At 64.0% G+C, this 19,539-nt stretch carries 16 protein-coding genes, 2 tRNA genes and 1 pseudogene; 9 read left to right on the top strand and 10 right to left on the bottom strand.

Going from position 1 to position 19,539, the window contains the following annotated elements; all coding sequences use genetic code 11:
- The first annotated feature begins 323 nt into the window (after positions 1–323).
- Positions 324–557, top strand: a complete 234-nt coding sequence (locus tag CFR71_RS04615; protein ID WP_110527799.1) for a hypothetical protein — start codon at positions 324–326, stop codon at positions 555–557.
- Positions 558–759: 202 nt separating this feature from the next.
- Here CFR71_RS04615 and ilvD read toward each other — a convergent pair whose 3' ends face one another.
- Positions 760–2,622, bottom strand: coding sequence for a dihydroxy-acid dehydratase (gene ilvD, locus CFR71_RS04610; protein ID WP_110527796.1), 1,863 nt, complete (start codon positions 2,620–2,622; stop codon positions 760–762).
- Between the two features lie 198 nt (positions 2,623–2,820).
- Here ilvD and CFR71_RS04605 point away from each other — a divergent pair, with 198 nt between their 5' ends.
- The 3 genes from CFR71_RS04605 (at position 2,821) to CFR71_RS04595 (ending at position 6,261) form a co-directional block, all read left to right on the top strand.
- The gene (locus CFR71_RS04605; RefSeq protein ID WP_110527793.1) at positions 2,821–5,001 is read left to right on the top strand and encodes an AsmA family protein; all 2,181 of its coding nucleotides are present in this window, start codon (positions 2,821–2,823) and stop codon (positions 4,999–5,001) included.
- Positions 5,002–5,084: 83 nt separating this feature from the next.
- Positions 5,085–5,159, top strand: a tRNA-Thr gene (locus CFR71_RS04600).
- A gap of 535 nt (positions 5,160–5,694) precedes the next feature.
- Entirely contained in the window at positions 5,695–6,261 is a 567-nt protein-coding gene (locus CFR71_RS04595; protein WP_110527790.1) for a DsbA family protein, read from the top strand.
- A gap of 262 nt (positions 6,262–6,523) precedes the next feature.
- Here the strand turns inward: CFR71_RS04595 and CFR71_RS04585 are convergent.
- From CFR71_RS04585 to CFR71_RS04570, 4 genes are all read right to left on the bottom strand, one after another.
- Positions 6,524–6,614: transfer RNA gene (locus CFR71_RS04585), tRNA-Ser, on the bottom strand.
- 133 nt (positions 6,615–6,747) lie between these two features.
- The gene (gene lepA / locus CFR71_RS04580) at positions 6,748–8,553 is read right to left on the bottom strand and encodes a translation elongation factor 4 (protein WP_110527784.1); all 1,806 of its coding nucleotides are present in this window, start codon (positions 8,551–8,553) and stop codon (positions 6,748–6,750) included.
- 95 nt (positions 8,554–8,648) lie between these two features.
- Complete coding sequence (locus CFR71_RS04575; protein ID WP_110527781.1) at positions 8,649–9,314, bottom strand: helix-turn-helix transcriptional regulator; 666 nt, start codon at positions 9,312–9,314, stop codon at positions 8,649–8,651.
- A gap of 16 nt (positions 9,315–9,330) precedes the next feature.
- A complete protein-coding gene (locus tag CFR71_RS04570; protein ID WP_110528474.1) occupies positions 9,331–9,546 on the bottom strand; it encodes a hypothetical protein in 216 nt (71 codons plus the stop codon).
- A 405-nt stretch (positions 9,547–9,951) separates the two neighbouring features.
- Here CFR71_RS04570 and CFR71_RS04565 point away from each other — a divergent pair, with 405 nt between their 5' ends.
- The gene (locus CFR71_RS04565) at positions 9,952–10,434 is read left to right on the top strand and encodes a hypothetical protein (protein WP_110527777.1); all 483 of its coding nucleotides are present in this window, start codon (positions 9,952–9,954) and stop codon (positions 10,432–10,434) included.
- Positions 10,435–10,721: 287 nt separating this feature from the next.
- Here the strand turns inward: CFR71_RS04565 and CFR71_RS04560 are convergent, their stop codons facing one another.
- The 5 genes from CFR71_RS04560 to CFR71_RS04540 all read right to left on the bottom strand — a co-directional run bounded on the left by CFR71_RS04560 (position 10,722) and on the right by CFR71_RS04540 (position 17,318).
- Positions 10,722–12,500 (bottom strand): DEAD/DEAH box helicase, encoded by a 1,779-nt coding sequence (locus tag CFR71_RS04560; protein ID WP_110527774.1) that lies wholly within the window; start codon positions 12,498–12,500, stop codon positions 10,722–10,724.
- A 185-nt stretch (positions 12,501–12,685) separates the two neighbouring features.
- Positions 12,686–13,672 (bottom strand): zinc-dependent alcohol dehydrogenase family protein, encoded by a 987-nt coding sequence (locus tag CFR71_RS04555; RefSeq protein ID WP_110527771.1) that lies wholly within the window; start codon positions 13,670–13,672, stop codon positions 12,686–12,688.
- Positions 13,673–13,953: 281 nt separating this feature from the next.
- Positions 13,954–15,120 carry a GNAT family N-acetyltransferase gene (locus tag CFR71_RS04550; RefSeq protein WP_165832031.1) on the bottom strand — a complete coding sequence of 389 codons (1,167 nt, stop codon included), beginning with the start codon at positions 15,118–15,120 and terminating at the stop codon, positions 13,954–13,956.
- Between the two features lie 85 nt (positions 15,121–15,205).
- Positions 15,206–15,673, bottom strand: a complete 468-nt coding sequence (locus CFR71_RS04545; RefSeq protein ID WP_110527768.1) for a RidA family protein — start codon at positions 15,671–15,673, stop codon at positions 15,206–15,208.
- A 55-nt stretch (positions 15,674–15,728) separates the two neighbouring features.
- The gene (locus tag CFR71_RS04540; RefSeq protein ID WP_110527765.1) at positions 15,729–17,318 is read right to left on the bottom strand and encodes a TSCPD domain-containing protein; all 1,590 of its coding nucleotides are present in this window, start codon (positions 17,316–17,318) and stop codon (positions 15,729–15,731) included.
- Between the two features lie 206 nt (positions 17,319–17,524).
- Here CFR71_RS04540 and CFR71_RS04535 point away from each other — a divergent pair.
- The 4 genes and pseudogenes from CFR71_RS04535 to CFR71_RS04520 all read left to right on the top strand — a co-directional run.
- Positions 17,525–17,902 (top strand): annotated as a pseudogene (locus tag CFR71_RS04535) (NADH:ubiquinone oxidoreductase subunit NDUFA12); the annotation flags it as partial.
- Between the two features lie 58 nt (positions 17,903–17,960).
- On the top strand, positions 17,961–18,554 hold the full coding sequence (gene mlaD, locus CFR71_RS04530) for an outer membrane lipid asymmetry maintenance protein MlaD (RefSeq protein ID WP_110527759.1): 594 nt from the start codon (positions 17,961–17,963) through the stop codon (positions 18,552–18,554).
- A gap of 2 nt (positions 18,555–18,556) precedes the next feature.
- The gene (locus CFR71_RS04525) at positions 18,557–18,817 is read left to right on the top strand and encodes a hypothetical protein (protein ID WP_110527757.1); all 261 of its coding nucleotides are present in this window, start codon (positions 18,557–18,559) and stop codon (positions 18,815–18,817) included.
- The gene (locus CFR71_RS04520; protein ID WP_110527754.1) at positions 18,814–19,473 is read left to right on the top strand and encodes a DUF2155 domain-containing protein; all 660 of its coding nucleotides are present in this window, start codon (positions 18,814–18,816) and stop codon (positions 19,471–19,473) included. Before CFR71_RS04525 ends, CFR71_RS04520 begins: the two co-directional genes overlap by 4 nt.
- Positions 19,474–19,539: the final 66 nt, after the last annotated feature.

The raw sequence follows: 19,539 nt of genomic DNA, 5'->3' as shown, positions 1-19,539 counted from the left end.
ATACCCCGCTTCCGGAACGCACGTTTCAAAAGTACATCCGGGGTGTTACTTTAAAAATTCATATCAAAATATTGTTTTTCCGATTGAATGCATCCGCGTGATAGGCAATATGCGTTGACGTGTCCGTATGCATGCGGCCCGGATGGGCGGCGCGCATGTTGACATGAACATCACGTGGTGCGCGGCCGACAGGCCCGCGACGCCAGTGACAGCAATGAAAAAGACGAACCGGAACCCATAATTCGGAAGCTTGCCGGAACAGCGGACATCCCTGTCCCGTTTACGGGTTTTCGCTTAACCGGCCATGATAAGGCAGGATATCCATGCTTGATTCACAGATTATCGAAATAGACGGAATTTTCGTTGGAACGGCGATCCAGATGGACCAGAATCAAAGCCGCCGTTTTTATGCCACGCATGACCGGGTCAGGTCGCTGCACAATATGGTGGTGCCGGACATCGCGGCCCTGAAAAACCGCGTGGCCCAGACATTCCGCCGCATGGCGCATGGGGAAATGGGCGGATTTTCCCGCCTCAGGCCGCAGGGACAGGCATAGGCCCCGGCCCTGGCATGAGAAGTCTCCATTGGCGGGGCATCATGCTGCCTGCCAGGCCCCGCCGTTGAAGCGGCTGCATGGCTGATGCCGCATCCGCCAGCCGTTTCCCGGGGCATGGCACAAGGAAACCGGGAAGTCTTTTTGCAGTATATCCTGAAGATGACGGGCAGGCCGCGGGGCCTGCCCGTTTTTTCGTGCCGGTTCAGCGAATGACCCGACGACGCAGCTGGGTCACATCGCGCACCGCGCCGTGCGATGCGCTGGTCGTCAGTGCGGCATAGGCCTGCAGCGCGGTCGAGACGACGCGGTCACGCTTTGGCTGCCATGCCGCGTCCCCGCGTTCTTCCATGCGGTCGCGGCGCGCGGCCATTTCCGCATCCCCCACGGCGGCGCGCAGGATGCGCGCCGGAATGTCGATTTCGATGATGTCCCCTTCCTCAAGAAGGCCGATCATGCCGCCTTCCGCCGCCTCGGGGGAGATATGGCCGATCGACAGGCCGGAGCTGCCCCCCGAAAAGCGCCCATCCGTAATCAGCGCGCATTTTTCCGCCAGTCCCTTGGATTTCAGGTAGCTGGTGGGATAGAGCATTTCCTGCATGCCCGGGCCGCCCTTGGGCCCTTCGTAACGGATGACCACGACGTCGCCCGGCCTGATCCTGTCGCCCAGGATGGCGGACACGGCGTCATCCTGACTTTCGAAAATCCGCGCCGGACCGCTGAAGCTCAGCAGGTTGGCCGCAACGCCCGCCGTTTTCACGATGGCGCCGTCTTCCGCGATGTTGCCGAACAGGACCGCAAGGCCCCCATCATGGCTGTAGGCATGCTCGTTATCGCGTATCGCGCCCGTGGCCCGGTCGGTATCGAGTTCGCTGTAACGGCTGGACTGTGAAAATGCCTGCGTGGTGCGCACCCCGCCGGGGGCTGCGCGGAACAGGGTACGCGCGGCCTCGTCCGCGTCGGGGGCGCTGATGTCCCATTTCGCCAGCGCCGCGCGGAGGGTGGGCGCATGCACCGTCGGGACGTCATCATGGATCAGCCCCATGCGCAGCAGTTCGCCCATGATGGCGGGAATGCCGCCGGCGCGGTGAACGTCCTCCATATGGATGTCGGAGCGCGAGGGCGCGACCTTGCACAGGTTCGGCACCCGACGCGACAGGCGGTCGATGTCGGCCATGGTGAACGCGACCTTGCCTTCATGCGCGGCGGCCAGCAGGTGCAGCACCGTATTGGTCGATCCGCCCATCGCGATATCGACGGACATGGCGTTTTCAAACGCCGGCAGCGTCGCGATCCCGCGCGGCAGGGCGGTGGCGTCGTCATGTTCGTACCACTGCCGCGCCAGTTCGACGATACGGTGTCCGGCGCGCACGAACAGGTCCCGACGGTCGGAATGCGTGGCCAGCAGGCTGCCGTTGCCGGGCAGGGCAAGGCCCAGTGCCTCGGTCAGGCAGTTCATGGAATTGGCGGTGAACATGCCCGAACATGATCCACAGGTCGGACAGGCGGAGCGTTCGATCCGCTGTGACTGGTCATCGCTGATGCGCGAATCAGCGGCGGCGACCATCGAACTGATAAGGTCCACGCGACGTTCGACCCCTTCGTTCAGGATCTTCCCCGCCTCCATCGGACCGCCGGAGACGAAGATGGCGGGGATGTTCAGCCGCATTGCCGCCATCAGCATGCCCGGCGTGATCTTGTCGCAGTTGCTGATGCACACCAGCGCGTCCGCGCAGTGGGCGTTGACCATGTATTCGACCGCATCGGCGATCAGTTCGCGCGACGGCAGGCTGTAGAGCATCCCGCCATGGCCCATGGCGATGCCGTCATCGACCGCGATCGTGTTGAATTCACGCGCGATGCCCCCGGCCTCGGCCACGGCGCCGGCCACCAGCTGTCCCAGGTCCTTGAGGTGGACATGGCCGGGCACGAACTGTGTAAAGGAATTGGCGACCGCGATGATCGGCTTGCCGAAATCCCCATCCTGCATGCCGGTCGCACGCCACAGGCTGCGCGCACCGGCCATGTTGCGGCCATGTGTCGTGGTGCGGGAACGGTAGGCAGGCATGGGTAAACCTTTCTGCGGTAAATGGGACAACCCGGGAAGAGATGGGTATGACTACACGGCAATTACAGGAGCGCCTTCCCCCACGCCAGTCCTGTTATTTCCCGGTTTTGCACCGGCATGCGGCGGCAAAGCGGGCAGGAGGGGGCGAAACTCCGTGTCGTGGCAGGCGTTTGCGTCAATCGGGAAGAAAGGGCAGGCATGACGGATACAGGCAAGGCACTCACACGCAGGAACGATCCCCCACCCCCCCGGCAGGGCCGCGCGGTTCCGCCCGTGCGCGCGATTGTCGCGGGTGCGATCTGTGTCGCCGTGCTGGTGCTGGTCATCCTGTGGTCGTGGGACTGGTTCATCCCGCTGGTGGAACGCAGGGCCGGCGCGGCGCTGCACCGCAGGGTCACCATCGCGCACCTGCATGTCCGTCCCGGCCGGGTGATCGTGATCGGGGCCGACGATGTGCGTATCGATCAGCCTGCGGGTTTCGAAAACCTGCCGCCACTTGCAACGGCGAAGCGGCTTGATGTCGCGATCCGGTGGTGGCCGTTGCTGTCGGGTGGGGGGCTGGACCTGCCGCTGATTTCGCTTGATACGCCGGTGGTGGAGCTGCAGGAACGCGCGGACGGCAGCCGCAATTACGATTTTTCCGATCCGAATGCGCCGAAAGGAGACAGGGCCCCGAAGAAGGGGGATGCCTCCATGCCCCGGATCGGCGCGGTGCGCATCGTCGGCGGGCAGCTGCATGTCATGCATGCCCGGCTGCATACCGATATGCGCGGGCAGGTCCACACGACCGAGGCAAGCGATCCGGAAGGCGCGCGTCTGGTGATGGATGCCCATGGCACCTATGTCCGTCAGGCGATTACCGGTCATTTTTCCGGCGGCACGCTGGTATCGCTGCAGGATCGCAGGCAACCCTATCCCGTCGATCTGGAAGTGCGGCATGGAGAGACGCGTCTTGCGCTGCATGGCGCGGTGGAGGACCCGCTGTCCCTTGCAGGGGCGCGGCTGCGCCTGTCGCTGGCGGGACCGGACATGTCGCTGCTCTATCCCCTGACGGGCGTGGTCATTCCCCAGACGCCCCCCTATCGGGTGGAGGGCAACCTTGACTACACCGCGGCGCATGTCCGCTTTCGCGATCTGGACGGGCATGTCGGTTCCAGCGACCTTGGCGGGGATCTTTCGATCGATCCGCACCAGGCCGTGCCCTTCGTGGATGCCGAACTTCATTCCCGTCGCGTCGACCTTGCCGATCTTGGCGGATTTTTCGGGGCGACGCCGGGGGAAAAACCCTCCACCGCGCAGCAGCAGGAAGAAGCCCGCGCCCATGCCAGCAGCAATGCCGTCCTGCCCAGCACGCCCATCAACATGCCCAAGATCCGGGCGACCAACGTCCATTTCGCCTATCACGGCGACCATATCGAAAACCGCCATACGCCGCTGGATAATATCGATGTGCTGGCCGATATCCGCGATGGCGTGATCGATGTCCATCACCTGAACTTTGCCGTGGGGTCCGGCACGCTGGCCAGCAGCGGGACCTTTACCCCCCGGGGTGACGCGGTGGAGGCCCGGATCGGCATCGACATGGTGCGCATCAACCTGTCGCGCCTGATGCAGGCAACCGGGCGGTTTCATGGCAACGGAGTTTTTGGCGGACATCTGGCGGTCCATGGGACCGGGAATTCGCTGGCGGCCATCGTGGGCAATGGCGATGGCGGCATGACCGTCGCGCTGGACCAGGGGGGCGATATTTCCGCCGTGCTGCCGGACCTGCTGGGGCTGGAACTGGGCAAGGCGCTGCTTTCGCTCCTCGGCCTGCCGGGCGAGACGGAACTGAAATGCGTGATTGCCGATATGCCGCTGCGTCAGGGAATACTGGGAACGCGCACGCTGCTGATCGAAACGGGGGATACCCGCACGGTGGGCAAGGGGGACATCAATTTCCGCGACAACACGATCGATTACGCCCTGATGACGGATTCCCGTCATTTCGCGGTCGGATCCTTTCCCGGGACGCTGCATATTACCGGCCTGCTGAAAAAACCGTCCATCATGCCGGGGACGGAGACGATCGCCCGTGCCGTGGGTTCTGTCCTGCTGGGGGTGGTAACGCCTGTCGCCCTGCTGCCGACGATCGAGGCAGGGGTTGGCAAGGAATCCCTGTGCGCGCAGGCGATCCGCCAGATGCGCGACAATCCCGCCTCGGGGCAGGTGCCGGTCGCGGGGCGTCCACAGCGCGTAAGCCACCATCAGGCACGCGCGGCCCATCGCGCCCATGCCGCCCATGCGCCGCATCCCGCGCCAACAGGCCGGCTGAGTGCTGCGGAACGGGCGCGTATCAAGCAGGTCTGGACGCAAAGGATGAAGGGACAGCATTCCTGAGGAAAAGGGGATATTGGCCCCCGTTGCCGGGGGCAATACCCGCTTGACCCTGCGCGGCGATATGGGCAAAAGGAGACGCTATTGCCGGGTTAGCACAGCGGTAGTGCAGCGGTTTTGTAAACCGAAGGCCGGGGGTTCAAATCCCTCACCCGGCACCATAGCTTTCTCGCGACAGGATGCTGTTGCTTTTCGGGGGGACTCCTCCCGGTTAAAAATCCCTTCAGCCATGCGTCGGTCATTTCCCCGGTATTGTCGGGCATGTACGCAACGTGGTTTACATTCCGGACATGCGGCGGTCTGGAAGCATTGCGCGTGCTCTTTTACCGACACACTGGAAATGGATGCCGCCATGCCCGCAACCGGTATGGATGGTCCAGATTCAGGAATATGGCGCCATTGCCATTGGCGGGAACATGGATGCCCCCGTTTCACCATCCCCTGCGGGCATCGGACATGTTCCATTACGGGTTTATGGTCACAGGCAGGATGCTCAGGCTGCCAGCGGCGCAGTCATGGGATGTCGGGGTGAATGCGTGGAATCTTGCCCCGTTCATTTTGCCAGAATGATTGAACGGATGGCATGGGGCGCCTGACGGGTGGCACCATACTGCTTTACGGGCTGCCGGCATGCCATGCCTGTCCTGAAAATGCGAGGGCATGGCGCGGCCTCATACAGAAGAAGGAACATGCACAATGTCCGAAACGCCTTCATCCTGTCGCGTTGATCCGCTGATCTGGGGGCATGGACCCAGGATTTTCGAGATTTTTGTCGAACCGACCTGCCCATTTTCCGTCCGTGCCATGGGTAAGCTCGATGCCCTTTTGCAGCAGGCGGGGGAGGATCGGATCACGATCAAGATCCGTTTCCAGTCCCAGCCGTGGCACATGTTTTCGGGCGTGATCGTGCGCGCCATTCTGGCGGCCTCCACGCTGGAGGGCGGCAAGGAGACGGCGCGTGCCGTCATGAATGCGGTGGGCGCCCATCGGGAGGAATTCGAATTCCTGCATCATTGCGCCGGTCCCAACATGGACGCCACGCCCAATGATATCATCCGCCGCATGGAACGTTATAGCGGCGTTGCGCTGGCGCAGGCCTTTGCGGTGCCGGAATTGCAGGCGGCGATCAAATGGCACTGCAAATATGCGCGCCAGAACGGCATTCATGTGTCACCGACCTTCATGGTCGACGGGTTGATTGATCCTGCCATCAGCAGTGGCGATACGGTCGAAGACTGGATGGCACGGATTTTCGCGGACTGATGCCACGGAGATGCTGTCGGGTGTCATCCGAAGGACTGTTTGAAACAACCTGCCAGCAACAGTAATAAAAGTTTTTGGGTGCCGCCTTTTTTCAAAAAGGCGGCGTCTTTCGAAGCTTTTTGAAAAAAGCTTCACCAAAAACTTTCTTATGATGTCACGGTATTTCGTGAGCATCCCCTGAAAAGACGGCATTCCCATGTTCTACCGTCTTTGACGGAGGTACAACCACAGGAATTCAGGCAATCATTGCGATGGGGTGTCGTGGCGGAGAGAGTGGGATTCGAACCCACGGTACGCTATTAACGTACACACGCTTTCCAAGCGTGCGCCTTAAGCCGCTCGGCCATCTCTCCAGCCGATCAGGAACGGGCACGCAATCCCGCCTGATGGGTGCGGAACATAGCAGCAATTCATGCAAGCGCAAGGGGGAAGATCATGATTATCCCACCCCCTGGCGGGATAATCATGATGGCCGTGCGCCGTTCCTCAGTGATCCATCTTCAGCGCGGCGAGGAAGGCGCTCTGCGGGATTTCCACCTTGCCGAACTGGCGCATCCGCTTCTTGCCTTCCTTCTGCTTTTCCAGAAGCTTGCGCTTGCGCGAGATGTCGCCGCCATAACATTTGGCGGTCACGTCCTTGGACATGGCGCCAAGCGTTTCGCGCGCGATGATGCGGCTTCCGATGGAGGCCTGGATCGCGATCTTGAACAGCTGCCGGGGGATGAGGTCTTTCAGCTTCGCGCAGATCGCGCGTCCCCGCGTTTCCGCCGCCGAACGGTGGGCGATGAAGGACAGGGCATCCACCGGTTCCTGATTGACAAGGATGGAGATGCGGACAAGGTCGCTCTCCTCATACGTGTCCATCTGGTAGTCGAAGCTGGCATACCCGCGGGAGACGGATTTCAGCCGGTCATAGAAATCAAAGACCACTTCGTTCAACGGCAGGCGATAGACCGCCATCGCCCGGTTGCCGACATAGGTCAGGTCCAGCTGTACCCCGCGCCGTTCCGTGCACAGGGTCAGGACCGCGCCCAGATATTCGTCGGGAACCATGATGGTCGCCCGGATCCACGGTTCCTCGATCCGTTCGATCAGGGAACCGTCCGGCATGTCGGCGGGGTTGTGCAGTTCCTCCATCGTGCCGTTGGTCCGCCACAGGCGATAGACCACCGATGGCGCGGTCGCGATGAGGTCGAGGTTGAATTCACGGCTGAGGCGTTCCTGGATGATTTCCAGATGCAGCAGCCCGAGGAACCCGCAGCGGAACCCGAAGCCCAGCGCGGCGGACGTCTCCGCCTCGTAATGGAAGGAGGCATCGTTCAGCCGCAGCTTCGCCAGACTGTCGCGCAGCTTTTCAAAATCATCCGCGACCACCGGATACAGGCCGCACCAGACAACGGGAATGGACGGCTTGAACCCGGCCAGCGGCTTGTCCGCCGGGCGCCGGTCATCGGTCAGGGTGTCGCCCACGTTACAGTCGGCCACCGTCTTGATCGCCGCGTTGATATAGCCGATTTCGCCCGGACCCAGCTCGTCCACCGGGGTCATGCGCGGGGCAAATACGCCCACCTGATCGACATTATGGACCACGCCCGTGGACATCATGCGGATGCGCATGCCCTTCTTCAGGCGTCCTTCCTTGACCCGGACCAGCGTGATGACGCCAAGGTAGGGATCATACCAGCTGTCGACCAGCAGCGCCTTGAGCGGCGCTTCGGCATCGCCCTTGGGCGGCGGCAGGCGCGTCACGAGCGCCTCCAGCACGGCCTCGATATTCAGCCCGGTCTTGGCGGAAACCTCCACCGCGTCTTCGGCGTCGATGCCCACGACTTCCTCGATCTGCGCCTTGACGCGTTCGCAGTCGGCGGCGGGCAGGTCCACCTTGTTCAGGACGGGCACGATTTCATGATTGGCGTCGATGGCCTGATACACGTTGGCCAGCGTCTGTGCCTCCACCCCCTGCGATGCATCGACAACCAGCAGCGACCCCTCGCACGCGGCAAGCGAACGGCTGACCTCGTAAGCGAAGTCGACATGGCCCGGCGTGTCCATCAGGTTGAGGACATAGGTCTTTCCATCCTTGGCGGGATAGGTCAGGCGCACGGTCTGCGCCTTGATCGTGATGCCGCGTTCGCGCTCCAGGTCCATGTTGTCGAGGACCTGGTTCGTCATTTCACGCTGCGTCAATGCGCCGCACGCCTGGATCAGGCGGTCCGCCAGCGTGGATTTCCCATGGTCGATATGGGCAATGATCGAGAAATTGCGGATCAGGGAAAGGGGTGTGTCGGTCATGCGCGAGACATAAGGTAAAAATTGCCAAAAGTCAGCCGGAACATCATGAATTGATCCGGTTTTCGCGCGCCGGTTACACCGGGGACACGGGCGGCCTACAGACAGGCCAGCGCAATGCGGTGAACGCGTGACGCGCCGTCCATTTCGATGGTCTCCCCCTCCATCCGGCCAACGCCACGAATGCGGATTCGTTCATGCAGCGGTGCCGTGGCCGGCGCATCGTGCCACCTGTCGGTCACGATGCCGCAGCATGGATGGGAATCGGGACCATGCAGCAGCACCCGGTCATGTTCGCGGATGGCGGCGGTAGGGGAAACGACCACGACCGCGCCGCGGCGGAAAATCGGTTCCATGTTGTCGGAATCCACCAGGACGGCATAGGAATGATGATCCGCCAGCCCATGGAAATCCCATGTCTCCCACCTGTCGCCACAGGGCAGGCCCGCGTCATCGAACAGATCCGGCTGGCACAGTTCCGAAAAGGAGACGATTTTCAGGTGGGAATGATGCGTGGCCGAAGGTTTTTCCCCGTGCCCGTTCATCAGCCGGCCAAAACCCTCCAGCGAAATGCCGGTGGCCGACAGCGTGCGCGCAAGGCTTTCGGTCCCCGGCCAGCGCGGCCGACCCGATGATGTCATGCGTTTGGACGGGTTGAATGTGGTGCTGTCCAGTCCCGCCGCCCGCGCCAGGCCGGAGGGGGTCATGCCGCGTTCGGTCGCCAGAAGATCCAGCGCGCGCCAGATATCCTCGTGGCTGATCATGGGGGGGCCGCTTCAGTCAGGGCCGTTTCAGGATTTCGCTGCAATGTCGTGTGGTTCCTGTCGCTGAAATTGCAAAACGACCGTCCGGACGCCGAAGGGCCAGCCCCATCTCCACCAGCCGTTCCAGACAGGGGGTGTCGGGCATTCCTTCGGGCCGACCTGCCTGTCCGCTCAGATACAGGCGGTGCAGCGCCGAACGGCAGCATGTCTCCAGATAAGGTTCGTCCCACATGGCGTCAGTCCGTCCATCCCCGGACAGCGCGGGGGCTGCCGGACGGGCCGGGACCACAAGATCGGTAACGGTGGCCACATGGGGGGCGTATCATCATGAATATCGATAAGAAATTGTCAGGCGTTCAATACGTATGTCACCAATATTATATCATCACAATATTTTAACAAATATACTATTTTTTCAATACGACCGGATAGGCCATAATTTCCCCCATGCCAAGGAAAAGCCTGTGCCAGGGAAAGGCAGCCATGTGCTGCGCGACCTTATCCGCACGGCCATGGATCATTATGTCAACGTGAAACAGCGCGGGATGGATTTCGTCACAGGTCCGTCCCAATGCGGCCATATGTCCGTGGTTGTTTCCAGCCAGGTTGGATTATCTTGCATTTGATGAGGGTAATAATGAAGTTCAATCGGTTTTTTCTTGTAGCGAGCCTGTCCGGTGCCGTTTTCGCCCTGTCGCCCGCGGCGCATGCCACGGATTGCGACAACAGCCAGTCAACGCCAAGCTGGGACGTGCTTGATCGCGCGGCGCAGGCCGGTGACTGCGCCAACAATCGCCTGCAATCCTATCGCGACAGGGCCCATAACAGCATCGAGCAGCGTGAACAGGCCCTGAAGGATCGTGAGGACACCCTGCGCAACGACACGACCGGACGGCTGGACCGCGCGCGTGAGGCGGAGGAGCAGAAGCTGACGAACGCACGTTCCAACTTTGACCAGCGCCTTGAAAACGGCCGCGACCGTCTGGATGCGATCCGCAACGCCCCGCAGCAGAAGCTGGACCAGATCCGTTCGGCCGGGGACGCGGAAAAGCAGAACTGGAACAACATGCGCAACCAGACCCGCTCGGACGTCGACAGCCTGCTGGGTGGCGGTCAGTAATTCCGGAGCGGCCCCGTCACCCTGTGTGCGTAACGGATAAGGGCGCGGGAACCGGAATGCCGGTTTACGCGCCTTTGGATGTTCTTGGGGCTGTTTGAAAACAGCCTGCCGATCAGGAATGACGGATGTTTCTGGGTGTCGCCTTTTTTCAGGAAGGCGACGTCTTTCGAAGCTTTTTGCAAAAAGCTTCACCAAAAACTTTTACATTTTCAGGCGGTCTGTTTGCCCCTGTTATTGGTGGGGCAGGGGACGGGCCATATCCATGGCCCGTCGCCCCCGATCGTGGATCAGGCCGGTCGCGGAGTACGCTTGCGCGACGATCCGGTCGCGCCGCCACGCGGGCCGCCATGGCCCTGGCCACCCCCGCCAAAGGCGCGGGGACGACGTGCCCCCACCGGCGGACGTCCCTGGCCGCGCGGGCCGGACGAACGGCGCGGTCCTGTTCCCCCTGCCGGGGCCGACGCCGGGGCGATCTGCACCTCGTCATTGTCAATCGCCGCGATGCAGGAACGGAATTTCTCTTCCGTGTCGGGGGCGATTTCGAACAGGGTCTGCGTGTCCGCGATGCGGATGGCACCGATATCGGATTTGCGCACCCCGCCAAGCCGGCAGATCAGCGGTACCAGCCATTTCGGGTCGGCCTTGTCCTGCCGCCCAACGCTGAGGGAGAACCAGGCGCCGGGTTCACGCGGCGCGCGGTCACGTCCCTCGCGCGCGGGACGGGTGCCCTCGGCACGCGGCGGACGGGCATCGGGCGTGATCTGGCGCACGTTTTCCGGCTGGGGCAGGTGCGCGCGATAGGTGCGCAGCAGGGCCGCCGCCAGCTGTTCCGGGGAATGCCCTTCGGTCAGGCGGGAAATCAGTTCATGGTCCGCCGCCGGCACCTCTTCCGACAGGGCCGGGTCGGACAGCAGGCGCTGCGCGTCGAGCGCGCGGATTTCCTCGGCGCTTGGGACCGGGGACCATGTGGCCGAAATCTTCGCGCCCATCATCAGGCGTTCGGCGCGGCGGCGCTGGGAGACCGGCACGATCAGGGCGCAGACCCCCTTGCGTCCCGCGCGGCCCGTGCGGCCCGAACGGTGCAACAGGGTGGCGGGATCGGTCGGCAGCGTCGCATGCACCACCAGCGCCAGCGCCGGGATGTCGATGCCACGCGCGGCGACGTCGGTTGCGACGCAGACGCTGGCCTGTCCCTTGCGCAGGCTGTCGATGGCCCGCGTGCGTTCGGCCTGTCCCAGTTCCCCCGACAGCGCGACGGAGGAAAAGCCCCGTTCGACCAGCGCGGACTGCAGGTGGCGCACCAGTTCGCGCGTGGCGCAGAACACCATCGTGGTCGGGCTGTCGGTTTCGCGCAGGACGTTGACGACCGCCGGGATGATCTCGCGCCCATCGGCCAGCAGTGCGCGGTATTCGATATCCGCATGCTGCCTGGCGCCCGACAGGGTATCGATGCGCAGCGCGTCATTCTGGTAACGCTTGGCAAGGGAGGCGATTTCACGCGCGATCGTGGCGGAAAACAGCAGCGTGCGCCGGGTTTTCGGCATCGCGTCAAGCAGCTGTTCCAGCTCGTCACGGAAGCCGAGGTCCAGCATCTCGTCCGCTTCGTCCAGCACGACGACACGCAGGTCCGACAGGACCAGCCGGCCACGCGACAGGTGATCGCACAGGCGTCCGGGCGTGCCGACGACGATGTGCGCGCCCATCTGCAGGGCACGGGCCTCCCGCCGGGCGTCCATGCCACCGATGCATGACACGATACGCGCGCCAGCAGGCGCGTACAGCCATGTCAGTTCGCGCGTGACCTGCATGGCCAGTTCGCGCGTCGGGGCGATGATGACCGCAAGCGGCGCGCCGGCCGGACCGAAATGTTCGGCCCCGCCCAGCAGCGTATCGGCCATCGCAAGGCCGAAGGCGACCGTCTTGCCCGACCCGGTCTGGGCCGAGACAAGGAGGTCGCGCCCGTCGGCTGCGACGTCGAGAACGGCGGTCTGGACGGGGGTGGGGGTTTCATAACCCCGTTCGTCCAGCGCGCGTTTAAGTGCGGGATGGGTTTCAGGAAACGACATATATGAAGCAATCCGGGCATAAACGGTAAATAAGGCGACGCAGGAGGAGAGGCCGCCGGCCGTTCATGCGTCATGGGGGAAGGGGGTGCATAAAGAAAGATGGCCCGAAATACCAGCAATAATGACGCACCCTTCCGATCATCCCCCTTCCATCCGGGGTCGCGCGCACCAACGGCGCGCGCGTATCAGGGGACCAGGACGGCCGCCCCCTCAAAGCGGCCATGGCGCAGGTCATCGAGTGCGCGGTTGGCCTCACGCAGGGGGTAAGCGGTTGTTTTTGTGCGGATTCCGACGCGAGGAACCAGTTCAAGGAAATCGACGCCGTCCTGCCGCGTCAGGTTCGCGACGGAGACGAGCTGACGCTCCTCCCACAGCAGGTCGTAGGAAAAGGCGGGGATTTCGCTCATGTGGATGCCCGCGCATACGACGCGGCCGGCCTTGTGCACGGATTTCAGCGCGGCGGGCACCAGCGCGCCCACCGGGGCGAAGATGATGGAGGCATCCAGCTGTTCGGGCGGCAGTTCGTCGGAACCGCCCGCCCATGTCGCGCCAAGGCTGCGGGCGAAATCCTGTGTCCTGGTGTCGCCGGGGCGGGTAAAGGCGTAGATTTTGCGCCCCTGCCACAGCGCGACCTGCGCGATGATGTGGGCGGCCGCCCCGAACCCGTAAAGGCCGACACTCTGCGCCTCCTTGCCCGCGATCACCAGCGAACGCCACCCGATCAGCCCGGCGCACAGCAGTGGCGCGGTGGCGACGTCATCGGTGCCTTCCGGCAGGGGGAAGGTGAAATGCGCGTCCGCCACGGCCATGGTGGCGTATCCGCCATCGCGGGTATAGCCGGTGAACAGCGGATGGTCGCACAGGTTTTCATGCCCCGTTTCGCAGTAATGGCAGTGCCCGCACGTATGGCCCAGCCACGGGATGCCCACCCTCTGCCCGATATGCAGGTCGGTGACGTTGGGGCCGATGGCATCGATGCGCCCGACGATTTCATGCCCCGGCGTCAGGGAATGTCCCGGAAACGGCAGGTCCGCGTCGACCACGTGCAGGTCGGTGCGGCAGACACCGCATGCGCCCACCTTGACCCGGATCTGTCCCGGTCCGGGTTCGGGATCCGGCAGTTCCGTCCATTGCAGCGGTGTGTGCGGGGCGTTCAGTCTCATGGCATGCATGTCGGGTGTTCCTCCCTTGTCGTCATCGGTGCCTGTTGTCGCGGGCGCCGTGTCGGGGAATATCCTATCACCATGCGGCCCACGGACGCATGACCTGCATCACGGATCGCCACATCGCGTCCTTAGGTGCCTGTTTGAAAGAGTGGCCTGATAATGCCCTGAAATCATGAAAGTTTTTGGTGAAGATTTTTGCAAAAGCTTCAAAAGATGCCGCCTTTTTGAAAACAGGCGACGCCCGGAAACTTCTGTTTTCTATCAGCAGGTTATTTTCAGACAGCCGATCAGCTTTGCGTGCGGTAGGGCGTCATGGCGTTCATCACGTCCATTTCGCCCATGATGGCGGCGCGTTCATGTTCCAGGAATTCCGCCACGGCATTCCGCAGGCCCGGATGTTCGATCCAGTGCGTGGAATAGGTCAGGCAGGGGCGATAGCCGCGCTGCAGCTTGTGTTCCCCCTGCGCCCCGGCCTCCACGCGGCGCAGGCCGTGGGCGATGGCGAACTCCATCGCCTGGTAATAGCACAGCTCGAAATGCAAAAAGGGCCAGTCCCCCCGGCCGCAACCCCAGTTGCGGCCATACAGCGTATCGCGACCCATGAGGTTCAGCGCGCCTGCCACCGGCGTTGCGTCGCGGCGCGCGATCATCAGCACGACCCGGTCACCCAGCCGCTGCGACAGCAGGGAGAAGAACGGGCGCCGCAGGTAGGCGCTTCCCCACTTGCGGTCCACGGTGGAGAGGTAGAAGCGGTAGAAATGGTCCCACAGGTCCTCGGTGATGTCGGGACCGCGCACGGCCTCGAACGTCAGGCCGCAGCCATTGGCGTCGCGGCGTTCGCGTCTGAGCGTCTTGCGCTTGCGCGAGGCAAGGGTCGCCAGGAAATCCTCGAAACTGCCGTAACCGGGATTGTCCCAGTGATACTGCACCCCCAGCCGCTGCAGCCAGCCTTCGCGGCCCATCAGTTCATATTCCCCACGTTCGCAGAACGTCACGTGGGTGGAGGACAGGCCCAGTTCCCCGCAGGCCTGCCGCAGCGCGCCCGCCAGCATGCGGGCATGGGTTTCGGCTGCCCCGTCGCCCATGTCCCTGCGAACCAGCAGGCGTGGCCCGGTTACGGGGGAAAAGGGGACGGCGACCTGCAGCTTGGGGTAATATTCCCCGCCCGCCTGTTCAAAGGCGCGGGCCCATTGCTGGTCAAAGACGTATTCGCCAAAGGAGTGCGATTTCGCGTACATCGGGGCGACCGCCAGCAGCGACCCGTCCGCCGCATGCACGGCGGCGTGCTGCGGCAGCCAGCCCGTGCGTGCCTCGGCCGAGCCGCTGTCTTCCAGAGCGGACAGGAAGGCATGGCTGACGAACGGGTTGTCATCGCCCGCGCACAGGTCCCACTGCGCCGCCGGAATGTCCGCGATACGGCGATGGAGGCTCAGGCTCGGGGCGGAGGAAGGCATCGCATTTTCCCGCATGTCTGTGCCGCGGCGTCCTATCTGTCCGGCATGGAGTATCCGGCATCTTTGCGGGCGCCGCGGGCGTGGATCAGGCGATTTCGAACAGGCCCTCGACCTCGACCGCCGAATCCAGCGGCAGCGACGGCACGCCGACGGTGGAGCGCGCATGGCGTCCCGCGTCGCCGAACACCGCGACGGCAAGGTCGGACGCGCCATTCATGACGTTCGCATGCTGCGTGAAATCGGGCGTGCAGGCGATGAACCCACCCAGGCGCACCACGCGCCGCACGCGCGAGAGGTCGCCAATCGCCGCCTTTACCTGCGCGATCACGTTGACCATGCTGTAGCGCGCGGCCTCGACCGCGACCTCGACCGCGACGCTGTCGCCCAGCTTCCCGCTGGCATACAGGCGTCCGTCCACCAGAGGCAGCTGCCCCGAGACGATCAGGGAGGAGCCGCTGATGACGGCGGCGACGTAATTGGCGACGGGGGCCGCCGGTGTCGGCAGGACAATGCCCAGCTGCCGGAGGCGTTCTTCGGGGGTATGTGCGGACATCGGCTTTCTCCGTTGGGTTTTCGTGGCACGAATGTTCGGTGGGCGCGAACGCCCCTTATACAACCAGCCGCAGCCTGCCGCGACGCGGCGGCGGGGTTTCGTCATTGTCATCGCCCGAATGCGCCCGCGCCGGCAGGTCCAGCGGCAGCATCGGCGATGGCGCCGGGGTCAGGTCGTCCTCATGCGGGGCATCAGGCAGCCTGCGCCCCAGATAGGCATCGGACAATGCCCGGAACGCGTAATCCAGCATGGATGTCGCATAGGATGCAACCGCGTCGCCTTCCACCGTTCCGGCCGGGCCGAAATGGCTGTAGGCAAAGGCATCGACATAGATTTCCAGCGGCGCGCCATATTGCAGCCCGATGCTGACGGCCTGTCCCAGGCTGTCCATCAGGCCGCGCGTCATCGGGCTTTCGCGCGTGGGGGTGATGGAAATCTCGCCCAGCGTCCCGTCCTCGTACTCGCCGGTGCGCAGGTACAGCCGGTGGCCGCCGACGCTGGCCTTCTGCGTGAAGCCGCCATGGCGCGGGGGCAGGGGACGGCGGACGCCGCGTTCCAGCGCCGCGCGGGTCTGCAACGTATCGCGCACGGAATCGGGGCGCGGAGGCATGCGGTCGATGAACCCCGCCAGCGCGCGGTACATCGCCTGGTGGGAGGCGGCATCAGGCAGGGGCAGCACGGTTTCGCCCGCCAGCATGGCGGCAAAGGCGGCCTCCAGCGTCAGGCCACGGCAGGCAAGGCGCGAAAGCGTGCTGGTCGCAAGCCGCCCGTCGGGCCGCAGGGGGGAGAAGGCCGGCGCAAGGCCACACGCCTCCACCCCCAGCAGGGCATCGATCGGCCCGGGCGCGGAAAATCCGGTTTCGACGCGCGACATGGGGTGTTCGGCTTCCACCGCTGCATCCTGCCAGACGGCGCGCGCGATCTGGTTGACGCCGGGCACGACGCTGCGCACGGGCGGCAGGGGCAGCGCGTCCGCGCCCTCGCCCGCGTGGGCGACCAGCGTCGCCAGCGCGACAAGGCTGCATGCCGCGTCGCGCGCGCCCTCGCTGTCATAATCCAGTCCCAGCCCCGCGAGGCAGGCGTCAAGGTTGGTCAGCAGGATTTCCCCTGCGACCATCGCATGTCCCGACGCCATGTCATCGGCCGCCGGGGCGTTTGCCGCGGACAGCGCGCCATCGCCCAGCGGCAGTTCCCCGTTGCGCTGGCCCGCCTTCTGCCGGGCGATGGTGCGCAGGACGCGCGCGATCAGGCGCAGGGCCGCGACGAAATCATCGGCGCGGAATCCGATGTCGGGATGCACGAACGCCGCCAGGTTGACGACAAACCCCGCCCGCCGGTCGAAATGCCCGTGCCACAGGGCCTCGCTCGGGGCGGCCTGCCGCAGCAGGAGCAGGCATGAGAGCGAGCGCGCGACCGGTTCGATGACCGGGCGCGCGATGTCGCCCGCGCACAGGTCGTCGATCCACCGCGCCGCCTCCTGTGCGAGGTCGACGGGACGGTGGCCCGGCGTCAGGCGCGCAAGCGCCTCGGCCGCCGTGTCGTCCCAGTCGGCGGGAAGGGTAACGGTGCGTGGTGCATCGTCGGGGTCCGCGGCGGCCTGCACGGTGCGCATGCGAACGCCGTTCCAGTGGCTTCGTGCTGTCATGGGGGCATTTTATCCCCCCGTGACGTGCCGCCGGAACCCGTCCGGGCGGGAGTCGCCGCTATACATTCCACTGTATATCGTGGATATGGGGGATAACTTTGCGTGAAGTGGAAGCGGGGTGCGTGCGGGGCGTGACGCCATGCGCGTGATGCGGGCATCCCTGATCCCGCAGATGTGACGCCGCGTTCGATGAAAATGCCACTAGGCTATGGGGCATGGCAAATCTCGGCACCCGTATATACACCCGATTCAAGGGCCGGCTGGTTGGCAAGGATGCCGATGGCCGGTGCTATTATGAGGCCCGCACGGCCAACCGGACCGGTGGAGGTCTGAAGCGGCACGAACGCTGGGTCATCTATCACAAGGGGGAGGACGCCTCCGCCGTTCCGCCGGAATGGTGGGGCTGGCTGCATCATATTGATGATGCCCCCCTGCCCGAAAGCGCGCGCAAGTCGTGGCAGATCCCCTATCAGCCCAACCAGACCGGCACGCCGGAGGCCTATCGCCCCCCCGGCAGCGATTATCGTGGCGGCCAGCGGGCTTCAACCACCAGCGATTATGAGGCATGGTTTCCCGAAGGGTGAAACGTTCGGCATAACCTGTTATGGGTGATGCCGATCGATTTTGGGAAAGCATCGCGTTATGGTGGCTGCGGTTTCAGCACGTCCGGAACGGAAACCGGCGGATCTTGTGGCAGGGTTTGCGGTCCTCGCATTGCTGGGGGGCTTTCTGGCCTACGCCGTGATCGACAAGGGTCGCCCTGCCGAAAGCGGATATCGCCTGAATGCGACATTCGGGCATATCGATGGCCTGTCCATCGGGTCGGATGTGCGGCTTGCCGGCATCACCGTGGGGCAGGTGGTCGATGAACATGTCGACCCACGGACATTTTCCGCCGGTGTGACCTTTACGGTGCGTCCGGACATCAAGCTGCCCGACGATACGGCGGCGATCATCACCAGCGACAGCCTGCTGGGCGGCAAGTATATCGCGCTCTCCCCCGGCGGGGATGACAAGATGCTGCGTCCGGGGGCCACGATCGGCGAAACGCAGGGCTCCATCAGTCTGGAACAGCTGCTCAGCAAGTTCATATTCTCGGTCACCGATACGCTGACACAGGCCAATCAGGCGCGCGCCCATGCGCAGCAGGCCCCTGCCGGCGGCACTGCGCCCGCCGCCACCCCCGCGTCGCCGGATGGCGCGTCCGCCGCCCCCGCCGCGCATGAGGGACCGTAAGGATGGCCCAAGGTAACGGTGACCAGGGTAATGATGGTCAGGGTAGCAGTGACGATGATGCGGTTCCCGCGATCTGGCCCCAGCCGGATGGGGAGCCCGTGTCGTGCCGCGAGAAACTGGTGGTCCTGCGGGAAAATTATGTCGAACTGCATGATGTCATGCGCGACGCGTTCGAGGATGCGATCCTGATGGGTGTGGATGAGGCGCAGATGCGGCGTATCCTGATCGAACTGGTCGGCAGGATGCGGAGTCCCCACGCATGACGCGGCGGATGCGTGCCGTCGCCTGTGTGCTGTCCCTGATGGGCGGGATGGCCATGGTTCCGTTTCCCGCGCTGGCCGATACGCAGTGGCTGGCCCCGCCCCCGATGTATCCGCCCGATACATGGAAGGGGCGCTCTGTCGCGGTGGTGCGCATCCTCGACAAGCTCGATGCGCATGTGCAGGTGATCAATATCCCCGCCGGACAGGACGCGACTTACAAAAGCCTGACGCTGCATGCACGCGCCTGCCTGGAACGCCCCCCGACCCTTGCGGCGGATACGGCGGCATGGCTGACGGTGCATGACGCGCATGAGGGGATGGCGGCGTTCGATGGATGGATGCTGACGCAGGAACCCGCCATCGGCGTGTTCCAGAACCCGCTTTACGATGTGCAGGTGGTCGGATGTGGCGGCGACGATGTCGCGCCCGTGCCGCCGCCGCTTGCCGTGGTGCAGCAGCAGGCCACATCGCCCGACGCCCCCGTTCCCACGCCAGCGGATCAGCCGGCGCAGGCAGCCCCGACCCCGTCACCGGATGCGCCACTGCCGCCCGTGCCCCTTTCGCCCCCACCGGCGGCCCATCCCGCCGTCCCGCCGCCCATGCCCCCGACGCCTGAGGATAATAATTCCGGGGCTGCCCCACTCTTGCTGCATTGATATGTCAGCATGACCCGACACGGCATGAACGGGTGGGATGGCTCACGCTGTCGCACGTTCATGTCT

The sequence above is a fragment of the Novacetimonas pomaceti genome (genome assembly GCF_003207955.1).
GTDB lineage: Bacteria > Pseudomonadota > Alphaproteobacteria > Acetobacterales > Acetobacteraceae > Novacetimonas > Novacetimonas pomaceti.
This window is presented reverse-complemented; position numbering and strand designations above follow the sequence as displayed.